Origin of the sequence: Luteimonas salinilitoris (assembly GCF_041300785.1) — a bacterium.
In the GTDB taxonomy this organism is placed as follows: domain Bacteria; phylum Pseudomonadota; class Gammaproteobacteria; order Xanthomonadales; family Xanthomonadaceae; genus Luteimonas; species Luteimonas salinilitoris.
In genome coordinates, this window is the sequence record NZ_JBFWIB010000007.1 from 120,464 (window position 1) to 137,847 (window position 17,384).

The window sequence follows — 17,384 nt, forward strand, 5'->3', positions numbered from 1 at the left end:
ACGGCGATCCTGCGTTAGTCTCAGGGGATGAGCACGACAACACCCACGCGCGAAGAACCGCTGCGCGAGATCGAATTCGCCGACACCGATGCACTGCTGCGCGACGATGTGCGCCGGCTCGGCGCGCTGGTCGGCGAGGTGCTGGCCGAGCAGGGCTCGCCGGCGCTGCTGGACGAGGTCGAGGCGGTGCGCCGCGCGGCCATCGCGCGCCGCGAGGCCGGCGAGCCGGTCGACGAACTGGCCGAGCAGCTGGCGCGGGTGCCGCTGGCCGACGCCGAGGCGCTGGTGCGCGCCTTCGCCGCCTATTTCGGCGCGATCAACCTGGCCGAGCGCGTGCACCGCATCCGCCGCCGCCGCGACTACCAGCGCGTCGGCGGTTCGCCGCAGCCGGGCGGCCTGGAGGCGGTGCTGGCGCAGCTGCGCGCCGACGGCGTCACCCTCGACGAGCTCGACGCGCTGCTGCCGCGCCTGCGCATCGAGCCGGTGTTCACCGCGCATCCGACCGAGGCGATCCGCCGCGCGCTGCTGGAGAAGGAACGCGACATCGTGCGTCGCCTGGTCGTCGACATCGACCGCGGCCGCACACCGGACGAACGCGTGTCGGACACAGAGCGCATCCGCCAGGCGCTCACCGCGACCTGGCAGACCTCGGAGGCGCCGCCGACGCGGCCGACCGTGATCGACGAGATGGAGCACGTCGGCTTCTATCTCGGCGACGCGCTGTACCGGGTGCTGCCGGCGTTCTTCCGCACCTTTTCCGAGGCGATCGAGCGCGTCTACGGCCGCCCGCTCGCGCTGCCGACGCTGTTGAAGTTCGGCACCTGGGTCGGCGGCGACATGGACGGCAATCCCAACGTCGGCGCCGACACGATCCTGGCGACGCTGGCCGCGCAGCGCGCGCAGGTGCTGGGCAACTACCGCCAGGACCTGCGCCGGCTGATGAGCATCCTGACCCAGACGCAGGACCGGGTGACGATCGACGACGCGGTGACGCGGCGCATCGAGGAGTACCGCACGCTGCTGCCGGGCGCGGCGGCGCGGCTCAAGCCGCGGCAGGCGGACATGGTCTACCGCCAGCTGCTGGCGCTGATGGTCGCGCGCCTGTCGGCGACCGAGCGCGAGGACGCGAGCGGCTACGGCAGCGCCTCGGACTTCATCGCCGATCTCGCCCTGATCGACGCCAGCCTGGCCAACGGCCGCGGCGAGCACGCCGGCCGCTACGCGCTGCAGCGGGTGCTGCTGCGCGCGCGCAGTTTCGGCTTTCACCTCGCCGCGCTCGACCTGCGCCAGGACTCGGCCGTGCACGATGCCGCGATCGCCGCGCTGCGCGACGATCCCGAGTGGCCGTCGCGCGCGCTGGCCACCCGCACCGGCGACCTGCACGCCTGGATCGAGGGCGAGGCACCGGCGCTGCCGGACGCCGCCGAGGCGGAGTCGACCCTCGCCGTGTTCCGCGCCGTGCGCAGCGCGCGCGAACGCTACGGCGAACATGCGTTCGGGCCGTACATCATCAGCATGAGCCGCAACGCCGCCGACGCGCTGGCGGTGCTGGCGCTGGCGCGCATCGCCGGCTGCGTCGAGGACGACGCGGTGCCGCTGGACGTGGCGCCGCTGTTCGAGACCGTCGACGACCTCGAGGCCGCGCCCGGCGTGATGCGCGCGCTGTTCGAGGATCCGCTGTACCGCCGGCACCTGGCCGCACGCGGCGGGCGGCAGACGGTGATGCTGGGTTATTCCGACAGCGCCAAGGACGGTGGCCTGCTGGCCTCGCGCTGGGCGCTGCAGCGCACCCAGGTGGAACTGACCGCACTGGCGAAGCAGGCCGGCGTGCGCATCGTGTTCTTCCACGGCCGCGGCGGTTCGGTCAGCCGCGGCGGCGGCAAGACCGAGCGCGCGATCATCGCCGCGCCGCGCGGCTCGGTCGACGGCAGCCTGCGCGTGACCGAGCAGGGCGAGGTGATCCACCGCAAATACGGCATCCGCGCGCTGGCGCTGCGCAACCTGGAGCAGGCAACCGGCGCGGTGCTGCGCGCCAGCCTGCGCCCGCGCCCGCCGGAGCCACGCGAAGACCGCTGGCGCGCGATCATGTCGGAGCTGGCGTCGGTGTCGCGTTCGCACTACCGCGCACTGGTGCACGAGCGCGAGGGTTTCGTCGACTACTTCCGCGCCGCCACCCCGATCGACGTCATCGAGCGCCTGCAGATCGGCTCGCGGCCGTCGCGGCGCCGCGACGGCGGGGTCGGCAACCTGCGCGCGATCCCGTGGGTGTTCGCCTGGTCGCAGAACCGCTCCGGCCTGACCGGCTGGTACGGCGTCGGCACCGCGCTCGCGCACGGCATCGAACGCCATGGCCTGGAGGAGATGCGGGGGCTGGCGCGCGAGTGGCCGTTCTTCGCCGCCGCCATCGACGACGTCGAGATGCTGCTGGCCAAGTCCGACCTGGCGATCTTCGAGCGCTACTCGCTGCTGGCCGGCAAGGCGCATGCGGCGTTCTTCGACGACATTGCCGGCGAGTTCGCGCGCACCCGTGATGCGATCCTGGCGCTGAAGCAGCGCGACGAGATCCTCGCCGACGACTACCGCCTGCGGCTGTCGATCCGGCTGCGCAATCCCTACGTCGATCCGATCAGCCTGCTGCAGGTGGAACTGCTGCGGCGCTGGCGCGCCGGCGGCGGCGAGGACGCCGCCACCCTGCGCGCGCTGATCGCGACCGTCAACGGCATCGCCGCGGGCATCCAGAACACGGGGTGAGCGGCGACGAATCGCGCCGCCGACACGCCCGCCCTCGTAGGAGCGCGCCGTGCGCGCGATGCCGCGGGTGCCGGCAGGATCCGGTGGACGCCGCAATTCTGGACCGGCCGGCGCGCCGGTCACCGGAATTCGCGGGCGGCACGATACCCGCGGTATCGCGCGCATGGCGCGCTCCTACGTGCCACCGCCCGCGTAGGAGCGGCCCATGGCCGCGAAGCCGCGGGTGGCTCCGGTTGCCGTGGCGGCGAACCGCGGCGGCTTCCCACCGCGGCGGTATCGCGCGCATGGCGCGCTCCTACGCGCTATACTCCCCTCCAGTATTGAGGGCGCCGCGATGCCCCACTCCCCCGCCGAAAAGAAGCGCGTCCTCACCCGCCTGCGCCGCATCCGCGGCCAGGCCGAGGCCCTCGAGCGCGCGCTCGAAGCCGGGGCCGAGTGCGGCGCGGTGCTGCAGCAGATCGCCGCCATCCGCGGCGCCGTCAACGGGCTGATGTCGGAGGTGCTGCAGAGCCACCTGCGCGAGGAGCTCGGACAGATCGCCGCGCCGTCGCCGCGCAGCCAGGCCAGCATCGACGACGCCGTCGCGCTGGTCCGCTCCTATCTGAAATGAGCTGCCACAAATGATCCGGATCCGGGAGGAAACCCCATGAAGTCACGTGCCGCCGTCGCGTTCGCAGCCGGCAAGCCGCTGGAGATCGTCGAGATCGACGTCGAGCCGCCGAAGAAGGGCGAGGTGCTGGTGAAGATCACCCACACCGGCGTCTGTCACACCGATGCCTTCACCCTGTCCGGGGACGATCCGGAGGGCGTGTTCCCGGCGGTGCTGGGCCACGAGGGCGGCGGCGTGGTGGTCGAGGTCGGCCAGGGCGTGACCTCACTCGCGCCGGGCGACCACGTGATCCCGCTGTACACGGCCGAGTGCCGCGAGTGCAAGTTCTGCAAGTCGGGCAAGACCAACCTGTGCCAGGCCGTGCGCGCCACCCAGGGCAAGGGCCTGATGCCCGACGGCACCACGCGCTTCTCCTACCAGGGCAAGCCCATCTACCACTACATGGGCACCAGCACCTTCAGCGAGTACACGGTCGTGCCGGAGATCTCGCTGGCGAAGATCGATCCCGAGGCGCCGCTGGAGAAGGTCTGCCTGCTCGGTTGCGGCGTCACCACCGGCATCGGCGCGGTGCACAACACCGCGAAGGTGGAGGAGGGCGCGACGGTCGCGGTGTTCGGCCTCGGCGGCATCGGCCTGGCGGTGATCCAGGGCGCGGTGCAGGCGAAGGCGGCTCGCATCATCGCCGTCGACACCAACCCGGGCAAGTTCGAGCTGGCCAGGTCGATGGGCGCTACCGACACGGTCAATCCGAAGGACCACGACAAGCCGATCCAGGAGGTCATCGTCGAGATGACCGACGGCGGCGTCGACTACAGCTTCGAGTGCATCGGCAACGTCGACGTCATGCGCGCCGCGCTCGAGTGCTGCCACAAGGGCTGGGGCGAATCGGTGATCATCGGCGTCGCCGGCGCCGGCCAGGAGATCCGCACCCGGCCGTTCCAGCTGGTCACCGGCCGCGTCTGGCGCGGCTCGGCGTTCGGCGGCGTCAAGGGCCGCACCCAGCTGCCGGGCATGGTGGAACAGTCCATGCGCGGCGAGATCGACCTCGACCCGTTCATCACCCACACCCTGCCGCTGGAGCGCATCAACGAAGCCTTCGAGCTGATGCATGAAGGCAAGTCGATCCGGACGGTCATTCATTTTTGAGCCGGGATTGGAGATTGGGGACTCGGGATTGGCAAGAGCACCCCGCCCGATCATCCACTCGCCGCGAACCCGCTTCTACGAATCCCTAATCCCCAATGCCTAATCTCGAGCGTTTAGAACACCACGCCTGCTTCGGCGGTTGGCAGGACGTCTACCGGCATCGTTCTGAAGTGCTCGGCTGCGAGATGACGGTCGGCGTGTACCTTCCGCCGCAGGCCGATCCGGCGCATCCGCGGCACGCGCCGTGCCCGGTGCTGTACTGGCTGTCGGGACTGACCTGCAACGAGCAGAACTTCATCACCAAGGCCGGTGCGCAGCGCTACGCGGCCGAGCACGGGATCATCCTGGTGGCACCGGACACCAGTCCGCGCGGCGAAGGCGTCGCCGATGCCGAGGGCTACGATCTCGGCCAGGGCGCCGGCTTCTACCTCAACGCCACGCGCGAGCCGTGGGCGCGGCACTACCGGATGTACGACTACATCGTCGACGAGCTGCCGGCCTGGGTGGAAGCCGATCCGGCGGCCAGCGACGCGCGCGCGATCAGCGGCCATTCGATGGGCGGCCACGGCGCGCTGACGATCGCGCTGAAGAACCCCGGGCGCTACCGCAGCGTCTCGGCGTTCTCGCCGATCGTGGCGCCGTCGCAGGTGCCCTGGGGCGAGAAGGCGTTCGCCGCCTACCTCGGCGAGGATTGCGAGGCATGGAAGGCCCATGACGCCACCGAGCTCGTGCGCTCGGCCACCGAAAGACTGCCGCTGCTCGTCGACCAGGGCGGAGGCGACGAGTTCCTCGATGTCCAGCTGCGTCCGCAGCTGCTGCAGGCCGCCTGCGAGGCCGTCGGCCACCCGTTGCGGCTGCGCATGCGGCCCGGCTACGACCACAGCTACTACTTCATCGCCAGCTTCATCGGTGAGCACATCGCCCATCACGCCCGCGCCCTGAAGGCCTGAGGCGCATCCGCTGTGACGTAGAGCGGAGCTTGCTCCGCTGCTTCCGGTTCCGGAGCCCATGCAGTCGAGCAAGCTCGGCTCTACAGGAGCCGGCTTCGGAGCCCGCGCAGCGGAGCAAGCTCCGCTCTACGGGGAATCCATGGACAGCAGGAAGTCGGTGTAGGCGAAGCGCCCGTCGCGCAGCACGGTCTCGCCGCGTGCGAGGTCGAGCGGATACGCGAACATCGGGCCGTCGCCGACGCAGGTATGGAACTCGCCGTTCTCGCCGCAGGGGTCGACCCCTTCCGGCAGGTCGGCCAGCAGCGTTCGATCGAAATCGCGGCCGGCGAACCCCGCATCCAGCTGCTGCGTGTCCACGCAGCACAGGTACGTGCGCATGCCGGCGGCGATCATTTCGCCGGCCAGCGCCGCGGTGCCGGCGCCGAACAGCGGGAACAGCGGCGTCCAGCCGAGCCGTTCGCACAGCGCCTCGCGCCAGGCGCGGATATCGGCCAGGAACAGGTCGCCGAACGCGATCCGCCGCAGGTCCGGCCAGCGCCGCCGCGCCTGCGCCAGCGCCTCGGCGAACGCGGCCTCGTAGATCGCGTTGTCGCAGTCGCGCGGAATGCATGCTTCGACCAGCGGCAACCCGGCCGCGGCCGCCTGCGCCAGCAGCACCTCGCGCCGGACGCCCTGCATCGACGAACGGCCGTAGCCCTCGGTGAGCGTGGTGACCAGCGCGACCACCTCGACGTCGCTGCGCTGCCGCAACACATGCAGGGTCCACGCCGAATCCTTGCCGCCGCTCCACGACAGCAGCGCCGGATCGGGACGGCTCACCGCGGCGCTCCCGTCGTTGCCCTCCATTGCGTCGCGGGCCAGGCTCATCCCGCGCGGACGTCGCGCAACTCCCACGCACTGCCGGCCAGCAGCCGCAGGCGGTGTTTGAACACATTGCCGGGAATCGAGGTGGTGGCGACCAGGTCGATCTGCAGGTCGTGCTGCTCGCCGTGCACGTGCGCCTCCGGATCGGTGGCGCCCAGGCCCGGGTCGACGCTGTCCGGATCCTCCTGCGCGTCGCGCCAGCGCGAGAACAGGGCGTCGTTGCGCAGCGCATCCTGCAGCTCGCCGGCGAATCCCTCTGCGCCCTGCGAGCGGAACGAGAACTCGCCGTTGCCGCGCAGCGCGTCCGGGTCAGGCAGGCGGATGAAGTAGCGTGCGGTCATGATCGGTCGGATGGTGACGGAACGACAGCGTGCCGTGCAAGCCGTGAGCGGTTCGTCACGAGAACGCGTGCGCCTCGGCGGCGAAGCCGATCGTCAGCGAGCCGACGCCGACGTTCACCATGCCGGTCAGGCTCATCACCGTCTCGAACACCTCGATGTTGTGCGCCTTGCAGGCCGCGATCAGCGCTTCATAGCCGGGTAGCCAGCGCATCGCCTCGAGTTCGCCGCCGTAGCTCAGGCACAGCGTCGGGGTGAGCAGGCCGGCCTCGACGCGTCGTGTCGCGAACCCGAACAGTTTCTCGATGGCAGGCTCGAACCCGCGCAGCTTGGCGACCGGGCCGGTGTCGCCGCGATGGCAGTGCAGGATCGGCTTGATGTCCAGCGCGCCGCCGATGGTCGCCGCCAGCAGGCCGACGCTGCGGTCGCCGCGGTGCTTGGTGCGCGCGCGCAGGTAGCCGAGGTCGCGCGGCACCATGTAGGCGTAGCTGTGGCCGGCGAGGAGCTCGAGCCGCGAACGGATGTCCGGCGCGGCGGCGCCGGCGTCGCGCAGGCGCACCGCCTCCACCGGCAGGATGCCCTGCCCGGCGAACACCTGCTGCGAGTCGATCACCCGCAGCGCGAACGGAGTGTTGTGCCCGGCCCGGGCGCGGATCGGCCGGTATTCGTTGAGGATCGCGAAACTGGCCGCGGTGGCGTTGTCGTGGATCTGGCTGCGGCTCCGGGTCACCGTCAGGCAGAACACGTAGTCGTAATCGATCACCAGCTGGTCGAGGAACAGGTCCTTGATCCTCTCGGCCGGGAACGCCGATGTCTCGGCGGTGTGTCCGCGTTCGACCACGTGGGCATTGACGAAATCGAGGGTGGCCTGCTCGTCGCGATGGTCGGCCAGTTCGGCCCCGCCGATGCGCACGGTGACCGGCAGCAGCCGCACGTCGTTGGCCTCCAGCCACGCCAGTGGCAGGTCGCAGGCCGAGTCGACCACGATGCCGATGCGCATGTGCATCCCTCCCTGGGAGCGGTCCCCTGGCGCACTCTACGCCATCCTTGCGGCGGCGATCACCGTCGCGGTCAACCGCGCGTGACGCCGACCGGCAGCGAGGCCAGCCGTTGCATCTCCGGATCCTCGAGCAGGTCCGGCTGGCGCAGCACCGCCATCGCGAACTCGTGCGCGTCGTCGCCCCAGAAACGGTCGTCGCCGATCGCCAGGGTCGGCACCCCGAACACGCCGGCCTCGATCGCGGCGCGGGTGTTGGCGTGCAGCGCGGATTTGACCGACGGATCGGACACCGCCGCGGCCCGCAGGCCCAGGCGCTCGATCACCGGTGCCAGCGCCAGCACGCTGTCGCCGGCGTTGCCCTGCGCCCAGATCCAGTCGAACACGGCGTCGATGGCAGCCGCCGTGCTGCCGGCGGCGATGCACAGCCGCAGCGCCGCCAGCGGGTTGAACGGATGTGCCGGCGGGAACCGCAGCGGCACGCCGTCGCGGCGCGCGCGCCACAGGATGTGGCGATAGGCGAACTCGCGCTTGCCGGAAATCTCGGCCGGCCCCCGGTTGCCGACCGCGTCGAGCACCGCCGCGAACAGGATCGGCACCGGTACGATGCCGTGCTCGTCCAGCAGCTCGCGCAGCTTGTGCCACTGCAGATAGGAATAGGGCGAGATGAAATCGAAGTACCATCGGACCGTCATGCCGCGCTCCTGAGCGGGAGATGTCGGCATTATCCGCAAATGCGCCCGGCGCTGATCGGGTGGCCTGTGCCGGTCTCCGCGCTGCCGGCGTAGTCGCGGTTGCCGTTGTGGGAGTGGCGGTGGCATGCCACTGCCGGGGAGTCACGACATCGCCAACACTTACGTCGCGACGCCGCTGATCCCCAGCCGCGACGAAGGCTGCCCCGAGCATGCCGCAGGGTCGCTCCTGCAGTGCAACGCATCGCTTCGGCAGCCCTCTAAACCGGCGACCGATCCCCGTCCGTCGCGACTTCCGCCGCTCCCACAATCATAGACCCACGACACGATTCGTCGCCGCCGACGCTCGGGAGCGGCGATCGGACCGCCGTTCCGTCAGTGCGAATAGGCCCTTGGCAGCCCGCCCTCCGACGCCGGCGTCAGCGTGCGCAGGTAGCGGTCGCGCAGCTCCGTCTGACGCGAGCGCATCGGGATCGCGCGGCCGTCGAACCAGACCTGCTCGGCGACATTGGCGATGTCGAGCGGATCGCCGCTCCACAGCGCCAGGTCCGCGCGCATGCCCGGGGCGATGGTGCCGATGCGGTCGGCGACGCCGAAGGCCTCGGCGGGCACCCGGGTCAGCCCGGCGAGGCCGTCCTCCCAGGGCAGGCCGTTGGCGACCGCGTTGCCGGCCAGCTGGCGCACCTTGCGGGCGTTGTGCGAGGCGTCGCCGGACTGGGTGAAGCCGACCTCGACACCGGCCGCGCGCAGCCGCGCCGCGTTCTCCAGCGTGGCGCCGATCTGGTCGAAGCTGGCGGGCAGGTTGGCGAGCGGATCGACGAACACCGGCACCTTCGCCGCCGCCAGCTGCGGTGCCAGCTTCCAGGCCTCTGCGCCGCCGCTGATGGCGATGCTTACGCCGTGCTTCTTCGCCCAGCGCAGCAGCTGGCGGATGTCGGCGGCGCGATGCACGCCGACCACGATGCGGCCGTTGCCGTCGAGGTAGCGCGCCAGGGCGGCGCGGCCGGCGGGCGTGAGCAGGGCGGCGTGGGAATCGGCTGCGATGCGGCCGCGGGCCTCGTCCACCAGCTGGTCGAGCAGCATCCACTGCGCCGCGCGCGCGTTGCCGGTCAGTTCGGCCGTACGCGCGCCGATCTGCACGAACAGCAGCTTCGGCCCGGTCGGCTCCGGATCGCCGTCCAGGCGCATCACCGCGCCCTGGCCGCCGATGATCGATCCGCCGGCGTTGCTGCCGGCGCCGAGCAGGGTGAAGCCGATGCCCTCGATCGTCGAGACCGGGATCAGCACCGATTCCGGGTTGTAGCCCAGGGTGACGTCGAACTCCGGCCGCACCACCATGTGCTTGGCATCCATGCCCAGCGCCAGCGCGGTGTCGTTGGTCGTGTCCTCGGCGGACACCTCCTCGATGCCGAGGCCGGTGATGCCGCCGAACAGCGCCGGGGTCAGCGGCTTGCCCTGCGCGTCGATCGTCTGTACGCCGTCGGCGACCAGTCCGCTGCCGACCCGGGCGATGCGGCCGCCGCGCACCAGCACGTCGGCGTTCCGCAGCGTGCCGCGATCGGTCGCGGTGTGCACGGTGGCGTTGCGGATCAGCAGCCCCTGGCCCGGATTCGATCCGGGATCCTGTGCGAACACGGGAAGCAGGCAGAACGCCAGCACGACAGCGAAGACCAGCTTGCCCGTCATCCCGGCGCATGCCGGGACCCAGCGCCTTTCGCGCGGTTTCCCGGCGCCGTTGCCGCATGTGCGATCGAGGGCCATGGATGACCCGCCTGCGGCTGTTGTAAAGCGCTCCGGCGTGCGCCGGGATGACGGCGAAACGAACGTGCCCGCGGCGTTCATCGCACACCTCCCTGCGGGCCGGACTGGCCGAGCATGAAGTCCGAAACCGGCTGCCGCGAACGGTCGTCGCGGTCGTAGATGCGGGCGCCGTCGACGTAGACCTGTTCGGCGTGCGCATACACGCTGAAGGGATTGCCGTTCCACAGCACCACGTCGGCCATCTTGCCGGGCTCCAGGGTGCCGGTCTGCTCGAGGATGCCCATCGACAGCGCCGGATTGCGCGTGACCCAGCGGATCGCGCGTTCCGGCGGGATGTCCATGCCCGCGCGGCGGGCGTTGGCCATCACCTTGGCCGCCTCCTGGTTGAGGCGCTGGATGCCCTCGCTCGAGTCCGAGTGCACGATCGCGCAGCTGTTGGCGGGGCGATCGACGAGGGCGATGTTCTCCTGGATGCCGTCGAAGGCTTCCATCTTGAAGCCCCACCAGTCGGCCCACAGCGCGCCGCAGATGCCCTCCTCGGCCAGCCGGTCGGACAACTTGTAGGCCTCCACGCCGTGGTGGAAGGCGGCGATCCTGAAGTCGAACTCCTTCGCCAGGTCCATCATCACCGCCATCTCGTCGGCGCGGTAGCAGTGGATGTGCACCAGGATGTCGCCGTTGATGGCGCCTCCCAGGGTGTCGAGCTTGAGATCGCGCTTGCCGTTGTCGCCGTTGTCGCCGTTGTCGTCGTCATTGGACGACGACTGCCACCAGCGGCGGGGCTTTTCGTCCTTCGGCTTGTGCTTGCCGAGGTACTCGGCGGCGTCGATGAACGCGGCGCGGTAGCCGGCGACGTTGCCCATGCGCGTGGCCGGTCCGCCCTTCTCGCCGTAGACGCGCTTGGGGTTCTCGCCGCAGGCCATCTTCAGCCCGTGCGGCGCACCGGGGAACTTCATGCCCTGCACGGAGGTGGCCGCGACGTTCTTCAGCGTGACCCCGCGGCCGCCGACCAGGTTGGCCGAACCGGGCAGGATCTGCAGCGCCGTCACGCCGCCGGCGAGCGCCGCGGCGAAGCCGGGATCCTGCGGCCAGACCGAGTGCTCGGCCCAGACCTCGGCGGTGACCGGGTCGGTCATCTCGTTGCCGTCGCTGTGCGCGCGCATGCCCGGGCTGGGATACACGCCCAGGTGCGAGTGCACGTCGATCAGCCCGGGCGTGACCCACTTGCCGCTGCCGTCGACCCGCGTGGCGCCTTCCGGCGCCTGCAGGCCGGCGCCGACCGCGGCCACCTTGCCGTCGACCAGCAGCACGTCGGCGCCGTCGAGGCGTTCGCCGGTGCCGGTCAGCACCACTGCGTCGGTAATCAGCAGCGGCGGCGCCGCGACCGGACGGTAGGTGCTGGCATAGGGATCGTCGGCGAAACGCGACTTGCGCGCGCCGTCGTCGGCGTGGACGGGAGCGATCAGCAGCACCGCGGCCAGCGCGGCGGTCAAGGGTCGGAGCATCGGCGGTTCCCCGGGAGCGACGGAGCAAACCCCCAAGCTAGCCCGCGCCGGGCCGGCTGCCAACCCGGCGAAAGTCATGGCATGAAAGGCTGCGCCCGCGACGTGATCCCCGGAGCCCCTCCCCGGTAGAGCCGAGCTTGCTCGGCTGCGCGGCCTCCGGAGCCCATCCCCGTAGAGCCGAGCTTGCTCGGCTGTGCGGTCTCCGGAGCCGAAAGCAGCGGAGCAAGCTCCGCTCTACGGTGAGAAAGCCTCGGTTACCATGCGGTCCCATGAAGGAAAAAGAACAGATCGTAGAAAACTGGCTGCCGCGCTACACCGGCGTGCCGCTCGAGTCGTTCGGCGAACATATCCTGCTGACCAACTTCGGCGGTTACCTCGGCCATTTCGCCAAGTTGACCGGTGCCGAGGTGGTCGGTATCGACCGGCCGATGCCCAGCGCCACCGCCGACGGCATCACCATGATCAACTTCGGCATGGGCAGCCCCAACGCGGCGACGATGATGGACCTGCTGTCGGCGATTCGGCCGAAGGCGGCGCTGTTCCTGGGCAAGTGCGGCGGGCTGAAGAAGAAGAACCAGCTCGGCGACCTGATCCTGCCGATCGCGGCGATCCGCGGCGACGGCACCAGCAACGACTACCTGCCGCCGGAGGTGCCGGCGCTGCCGGCGTTCGCCCTGCAGCGCGCCGCCTCGACGATGATCCGCGACCTCGGCCACGACTACTGGACCGGCACCGTGTTCACCACCAACCGGCGGGTGTGGGAGCACGACGAGACCTTCAAGCGCTACCTGCGTCGGTTGCGCTGCATGGCGATCGACATGGAGACCGCGACCATCTTCGCCGCCGGCTTCGCCAACCGCATCCCTGCCGGCGCGCTGCTGCTGGTCTCGGACCAGCCGATGATCCCGGAAGGGGTGAAGACCGAGGCCAGCGACGCGCGGGTCAGCAACGAATACGTCGAGAGCCATATCCAGATCGGCATCGAGGCGCTGCGCCTGATCCGCCGCAACGGCAAGTCGGTGCGGCACCTGCGGTTCTGAGGCGGCAGGCCCGCTCAGTTCGCAGGTCCATCCGGCAAGGATGCGCCATCCGCAGGCCGCCCGCGCGACGGGTGCCGGAAACCGGCGCGCCGGCTATCCTGCGGGCCTGCTTCGGGAGAGCGCAGCCCCATGACCACCGCCCTGGACGTCGTCACCTTCTGGCGTGAAGCCGGCTACAAGAAATGGTTCCAGGGCGGCGACGCCTTCGACCGCGAGTGCGAGACGCGCTTCCTCGATGCGCACCTGTGCGCCGCGCGCCGCGAATACGAGGCCTGGATGGAAACGGCCGAGGGCGCGCTCGGCCTGGTGCTGTTGCTCGACCAGATCCCACGCAACGTGTTCCGCGGCAGCGGCCACGCGTTCGCCACCGACGGGCTGGCGCTGCACTACGCCCGGCGCGCGGTGTCGGCCGGGCTGGACCGCGAGATCGAGCCGACCCTGCGCGCCTTCCTCTACCTGCCGTTCGAGCACTCCGAGGATCCGGACGACCAGCAGCGCTCGGTGGAGCTGTTCGCCACGATCGGCGACGTCGACTACGACAAGTACGCGATCGCGCACCAGGACGTGATCTGGCGCTTCGGCCGCTTCCCGCACCGCAACCGCGCGCTGGGGCGCGAGAGCACGCCCGAGGAACAGGTGTGGCTGGACGCCGGCGGCGGATTCTGATTGCCCACCCACCGGCGCGAACGCGGATTTCCCCGCATGAACCGAACCTCCCCGTAGGAGCGCGCCATGCGCGCGATGCCGCGTCAGGCAGTCCTTTCCGTTGCGACGCAGCCAGCCCCGTCGCCACGGGGCGGTGTCAGTGAATAGCCCACACCCCAAGCCAAAAGATGAGGTCCATCGTGATGGGCTTGGCTATTGATTGGTACCGCCCGTGGCGACGGGGCTTGTCTCGCCGCAACGGAGAAGGCTGCCTGGCGCGGTATCGCGCCCATGGGGCGCTCCTACGGGCCGTCGGGTCATTCCTGCTGCCAACGGATCGCCGATCAATACCGCGGAATCGACGCGTCCACGTCCTGCGCCCAGGCCTCGATCCCGCCCTCGACGTTGTACACCCCGCCGAAGCCCAGCCCGCGGAAATGCTCCGCCGCCTCCCGGCTGCGCTGGCCGGTGTGGCACAGGAACGCCAGCGGGGTGTCCTTGGGCAGCGCCTCGAGCGTGCGCCGGGCGTCGCCGTCGAGCACCTCGAACGGGGTGTTCAACGATGCCTGCGCGCGCTCTTCCGGCGGGCGTACGTCGACCAGGGTCAGGGTGCCGGCGCGCACGCGGGCGTCGGCCTCGGCCGGCGTCAACGCCTGCACCGGCTTGGGCGCGTTGGGATTGTCGATCGCCAGGCCCTTGCCGCGGATGTCGTCGACCCAGTCGATGGTGATGCCGTCGGCGCGGCGCGCGCTGGCCGGATCGAACTGGATGCGCACGCCCTCGCACTCGACCGCGATCGCGTCGTCGCCGGCCGCGGCGATCTGGAAGCGCGGCTGGAAGCGCGCGTCGATCGCCAGCGCCAGCGCGGTCCCGGCGCCGGCATCGGCCAGCGCCTGGCGCAGCATCTGCGCGGCGGCCGGGGTGACGGTGACGTCCCTGGGCGGCGTGCGGTCGACCGGCGGCAGCCCGAGCGCCTGGTTCAGCTCGCCGGAGTTGGCCATCTCCTCGATGATGTCGCTGCCGCCGACCAGCTCGCCGTCGATGTACAGCTGCGGGATCGTCGGCCAGTTGCCGTAGGCCTTGATGCCTTCGCGGATCTCCTGATCGGCCAGCACGTCGACGTGCGCGAAGTCGACGCCGAGACCACTGAGGAGGCCGGTCGCCTTGGCCGAGAAGCCGCACTGCGGCATGTCCGGCCGGCCTTTCATGAACAGCACCACGCGGTTGCCGTGCAGCAGCGTGTCGATGCGTTCGCGCAGGGCGGGATCGAGGGTCATGGCGGAGCTCGGTGCGGGAGAACCGGCCATTTTACGCGCGTGGCATCATCGCGGCATGAGCGGCCGGCAAACACTGCATCGCATTCCCCGCCGTCCATACGCATGGCTGGCCTGGCTGCTGCCCTCGCAGGCGCTGGTGATCGCGCTGTGGTGGGGGTTCGGCTGGCAGATCGGGCTGCCGGCGATGATGCTCAGCCACCTGCCGTTCTGGCTGTCGGTGCTGCTGCCGCGCGCCACGCTCTACGGCCCGGTGCTGGCGCGCCTGCCGCTGGCCGGGCCGGCCGTGTGGCTGACGATCGACGACGGGCCTTCGGACGATACCGCCGCGGTCCTAGACCTGCTCGACCGGCATCGCGCACGGGCGACGTTCTTCCTGGTCGGTGCCCGCGCCGCGGCGCGGCCGGAACTGGTGCGCGAGATCCTGCGCCGCGGCCACGACATCGGCAACCACAGCCAGACCCATCCGCAGGCCTGGTTCTGGGCGCTGGGGCCGCGGCGGATGGCGCGCGAGATCGGCGAAGCGCAGGCGACGCTGGCCGCGCTGTCCGGCACGGCGCCGCGCTGGTTCCGTTCGGTCGTCGGCATGACCAATCCGTTCGTGGCGGCGCCACTGCGGCGGCACGGCCTGGCGCGCGTGGCCTGGAGCGCGCGCGGCTACGACGCCGTGCACGGCGATCCCGCGGCGGCCGTCGCGCGCATCGAGCGCGACCTGGCGCCGGGGGCGATCGTGCTGCTGCACGAGGGCGCGCCGCACGGGCGCAGCGTCGAGACGATCGAGCGCCTGCTGGAGCGGTTGGAGGCGCTGGGCTACCGGACCGTGCTGCCATCCGACGCCGCGCCCGCGGTGCAGTCCGTTCACGTGGACGCCGCTGCGAGCTAGACGTGCGACCTCCGCAACCCTGAGTTCGCCGGCGTCGCGAATTCCCGGCGGTGACATGTCACCGCCACTCCCACAAGAACGGAGACGGATGCGCGATCACCCGCGCGGCCGCGCCACCACCAGCCAGTTGTTGAATGGGGTCCGGCCGTACAGCGGGGCGAACGTCACCTGCAGGCCCGCATCCGCGAGCACCGCACGCAGGCCGTCGGCGGTCGGGTAGCACTTCGGCCGCTCCTGCATCCAGCCGATCAGGTTGGCGAGGCGGTCGGTGACGCGGGTGGTGCGGCCGCGGTGCGTGCGGTCGCCCAGGCCGGTGCGGATCACCAGCCGCGCGTCCGCGGTGAGCATCGCGGACGCCGTGGTCAGCAGTTCGCGCTGTGCCGCGTGCGAGAGGTACTGCAGCACGTCGAGGATGGCGACGCTGCCGCGATGCGGCGGCATGCCGTGGGCGAGATCGGCGGTTTCGAACGTGGCATCGGCCAGGCCGGTCGCGGCGGCGCTGCGCTGCGCCCGCGCGATCTTCGCCGCGTCGATGTCGACGCCCCGGTAGGGCATCGCCTGCGCGTCGCTGCGCAGCGCGTGCGCCAGCAGGCCGAGGCCGCAGCCGAGGTCGAGCAGCGGCGCGTGGCTGCCGCGCAGCGCCGCCAGCACCCCCGGATACAGCGGGTCGCTGCGCAGCTTGAACAGCGTGTAGAAATAATCGTGGCGGTTGCCCAGCGGATGCTTCGGCAGGAACGCGCGGGCGATCCGCGCCGAACGCGCGCGGTCGAGCGGCTGGCCGGTGCCGGGCGGCGGGTCCGCGGGAGCGGATTCGAGAGACGGGGTTTGCATGCGTGGGGTCATGGCGCCGCGTTGCCGACACGCTACCATGCCGCCATGAGCCTCCGTCGCCAGCCGAAGCTCGCCGCGGCCGCGCTGGGCGTCGCCCTGGCGCTGGTGCTGGTCTGGGTATTGGCGGTGCCGCTGCTGCTGGACCGTTGGCTCGATCGCCCGACGCCGCTGGACGCGCCCACGCTGCTGCCGGTGCTGTCGCTGATCTGCGGCGGACCGGTGCTGCTGCTGGCGGCGCTCATGGTCGCGGTCAGGCTCGAGCACCGGCGTGCGCTGCGCGCGCTGTTCGCCGGCACGCTGGCGACCTCCGCATTCTGGGCGCTGTACCACGGCTGGGCCGGGTGGCGGGCGACGGCGTCGGCGACCGCTGATGCCGACATCGGCGTCGGTCTGCTGATGCTGGCCTCGCCGCTGCTGGTCGCGGCGGCGATGACGCTGGCGTATCAGTTCCCGGGCATGCCGCCCGGCCCCGACAGCGACAGCCGTTGACGCGCGACCGGCAGCGCCAGCTGAGTCCACTCCGTGTACATCGCGGCCGAGGGGTGCAGGCCGTCTTCGGCCAGCATGTCCGCCTCGGCGCCGCGCGCGCGACTGACCGCGGTGATGTCGACGAAGGCAACGCCGTGTGCGGCGCAGACCCGCGCCGCGGCGTCGTTGTAGGCATCGAGCTCGCGCGCGATCCGCGCCGGATCGCGCCCCGACTGCGCCGCGAACGGGGTCACGCCCCAATCCGGGATCGACAGCACCAGCACGCGGTCGGCGCGGCCGCCGGCGAAGCCGATCGCGCGTTGCAGCAACGCCGCGAACTGCTCGCGGTAGTCGTCCACGTCGCGGCCGCGATACTGGTTGTTGACGCCGACCAGCAGACTGACGAAGCCGTACGTCCCGAGCGGTTCGGCGGCGTCGATCGCCGCCGACAGCTCGTCGGTGGTCCAGCCGGTGACGGCGATGATGTGCGGATCGGCCAACGGAATGCCTTCCGCGCGCAACGTCCGCGCCAGCTGCAGCGGCCAGCGGCCGGCCTCGGGCACCGATTCACCGATGGTGTAGCTGTCGCCGAGGGCCAGGTACGACACCTCGCCGGCATGCGCGCCGAT

At 71.0% G+C, this 17,384-nt stretch carries 17 protein-coding genes; 8 read left to right on the forward strand and 9 right to left on the reverse strand.

The genetic code is table 11. The features are described from left to right. Positions 1-27 precede the first annotated feature (27 nt). The 4 genes from ppc to fghA all read left to right on the forward strand — a co-directional run bounded on the left by ppc (position 28) and on the right by fghA (position 5,457). Complete coding sequence (gene ppc / locus AB5T46_RS12340; RefSeq protein WP_370564269.1) at positions 28-2,751, forward strand: phosphoenolpyruvate carboxylase; 2,724 nt, start codon at positions 28-30, stop codon at positions 2,749-2,751. A 334-nt stretch (positions 2,752-3,085) separates the two neighbouring features. Then, complete coding sequence (gene frmR / locus AB5T46_RS12345; RefSeq protein WP_149195883.1) at positions 3,086-3,361, forward strand: formaldehyde-responsive transcriptional repressor FrmR; 276 nt, start codon at positions 3,086-3,088, stop codon at positions 3,359-3,361. A gap of 36 nt (positions 3,362-3,397) precedes the next feature. Continuing rightward, complete coding sequence (locus tag AB5T46_RS12350) at positions 3,398-4,507, forward strand: S-(hydroxymethyl)glutathione dehydrogenase/class III alcohol dehydrogenase (RefSeq protein ID WP_370564270.1); 1,110 nt, start codon at positions 3,398-3,400, stop codon at positions 4,505-4,507. 95 nt (positions 4,508-4,602) lie between these two features. Continuing rightward, complete coding sequence (fghA, locus tag AB5T46_RS12355; RefSeq protein WP_370564271.1) at positions 4,603-5,457, forward strand: S-formylglutathione hydrolase; 855 nt, start codon at positions 4,603-4,605, stop codon at positions 5,455-5,457. A 126-nt stretch (positions 5,458-5,583) separates the two neighbouring features. On the opposite strand, the gene AB5T46_RS12360 is transcribed toward fghA, so the two are convergent. The 6 genes from AB5T46_RS12360 to AB5T46_RS12385 all read right to left on the reverse strand — a co-directional run bounded on the left by AB5T46_RS12360 (position 5,584) and on the right by AB5T46_RS12385 (position 11,614). Next, positions 5,584-6,324 carry a Dph6-related ATP pyrophosphatase gene (locus tag AB5T46_RS12360; RefSeq protein WP_370564272.1) on the reverse strand — a complete coding sequence of 247 codons (741 nt, stop codon included), beginning with the start codon at positions 6,322-6,324 and terminating at the stop codon, positions 5,584-5,586. Continuing rightward, positions 6,321-6,662, reverse strand: a complete 342-nt coding sequence (locus AB5T46_RS12365) for a hypothetical protein (RefSeq protein ID WP_370564273.1) — start codon at positions 6,660-6,662, stop codon at positions 6,321-6,323. Before AB5T46_RS12365 ends, AB5T46_RS12360 begins: the two co-directional genes overlap by 4 nt. A 55-nt stretch (positions 6,663-6,717) precedes the next feature. Beyond that, on the reverse strand, positions 6,718-7,659 hold the full coding sequence (locus AB5T46_RS12370; RefSeq protein ID WP_370564274.1) for a DegV family protein: 942 nt from the start codon (positions 7,657-7,659) through the stop codon (positions 6,718-6,720). Positions 7,660-7,730: 71 nt separating this feature from the next. Beyond that, positions 7,731-8,351 carry a 2-hydroxychromene-2-carboxylate isomerase gene (locus tag AB5T46_RS12375; protein WP_370564275.1) on the reverse strand — a complete coding sequence of 207 codons (621 nt, stop codon included), beginning with the start codon at positions 8,349-8,351 and terminating at the stop codon, positions 7,731-7,733. A 372-nt stretch (positions 8,352-8,723) separates the two neighbouring features. After that, the gene (locus AB5T46_RS12380) at positions 8,724-10,034 is read right to left on the reverse strand and encodes an amidohydrolase family protein (RefSeq protein ID WP_370564276.1); all 1,311 of its coding nucleotides are present in this window, start codon (positions 10,032-10,034) and stop codon (positions 8,724-8,726) included. A gap of 152 nt (positions 10,035-10,186) precedes the next feature. Then, complete coding sequence (locus AB5T46_RS12385; protein WP_370564277.1) at positions 10,187-11,614, reverse strand: amidohydrolase; 1,428 nt, start codon at positions 11,612-11,614, stop codon at positions 10,187-10,189. A gap of 269 nt (positions 11,615-11,883) precedes the next feature. On the opposite strand from AB5T46_RS12385, the gene AB5T46_RS12390 reads away from it, so the two are divergent. Together AB5T46_RS12390 and AB5T46_RS12395 are read left to right on the forward strand one after the other, a co-directional pair. Then, a complete protein-coding gene (locus AB5T46_RS12390; protein WP_370564278.1) occupies positions 11,884-12,654 on the forward strand; it encodes an AMP nucleosidase in 771 nt (256 codons plus the stop codon). Positions 12,655-12,783: 129 nt separating this feature from the next. After that, positions 12,784-13,320, forward strand: coding sequence for a DUF924 family protein (locus tag AB5T46_RS12395; protein WP_370564279.1), 537 nt, complete (start codon positions 12,784-12,786; stop codon positions 13,318-13,320). A 323-nt stretch (positions 13,321-13,643) separates the two neighbouring features. On the opposite strand, the gene grxD is transcribed toward AB5T46_RS12395, so the two are convergent. Further along, complete coding sequence (grxD, locus tag AB5T46_RS12400) at positions 13,644-14,576, reverse strand: Grx4 family monothiol glutaredoxin (RefSeq protein WP_370564280.1); 933 nt, start codon at positions 14,574-14,576, stop codon at positions 13,644-13,646. A 55-nt stretch (positions 14,577-14,631) separates the two neighbouring features. On the opposite strand from grxD, the gene AB5T46_RS12405 reads away from it, so the two are divergent. Further along, positions 14,632-15,456 carry a polysaccharide deacetylase family protein gene (locus AB5T46_RS12405; RefSeq protein WP_370564281.1) on the forward strand — a complete coding sequence of 275 codons (825 nt, stop codon included), beginning with the start codon at positions 14,632-14,634 and terminating at the stop codon, positions 15,454-15,456. A gap of 96 nt (positions 15,457-15,552) precedes the next feature. Here the strand turns inward: AB5T46_RS12405 and AB5T46_RS12410 are convergent, their stop codons facing one another. After that, on the reverse strand, positions 15,553-16,287 hold the full coding sequence (locus AB5T46_RS12410) for a methyltransferase domain-containing protein (RefSeq protein WP_370564282.1): 735 nt from the start codon (positions 16,285-16,287) through the stop codon (positions 15,553-15,555). A 45-nt stretch (positions 16,288-16,332) separates the two neighbouring features. On the opposite strand from AB5T46_RS12410, the gene AB5T46_RS12415 reads away from it, so the two are divergent. Next, on the forward strand, positions 16,333-16,776 hold the full coding sequence (locus tag AB5T46_RS12415; RefSeq protein WP_370564283.1) for a hypothetical protein: 444 nt from the start codon (positions 16,333-16,335) through the stop codon (positions 16,774-16,776). Here the strand turns inward: AB5T46_RS12415 and AB5T46_RS12420 are convergent. Next, the gene (locus AB5T46_RS12420; RefSeq protein ID WP_370564349.1) at positions 16,731-17,363 is read right to left on the reverse strand and encodes an SGNH/GDSL hydrolase family protein; all 633 of its coding nucleotides are present in this window, start codon (positions 17,361-17,363) and stop codon (positions 16,731-16,733) included. The two genes, AB5T46_RS12415 and AB5T46_RS12420, sit on opposite strands and share 46 nt — an antisense overlap. Positions 17,364-17,384 lie beyond the last annotated feature (21 nt).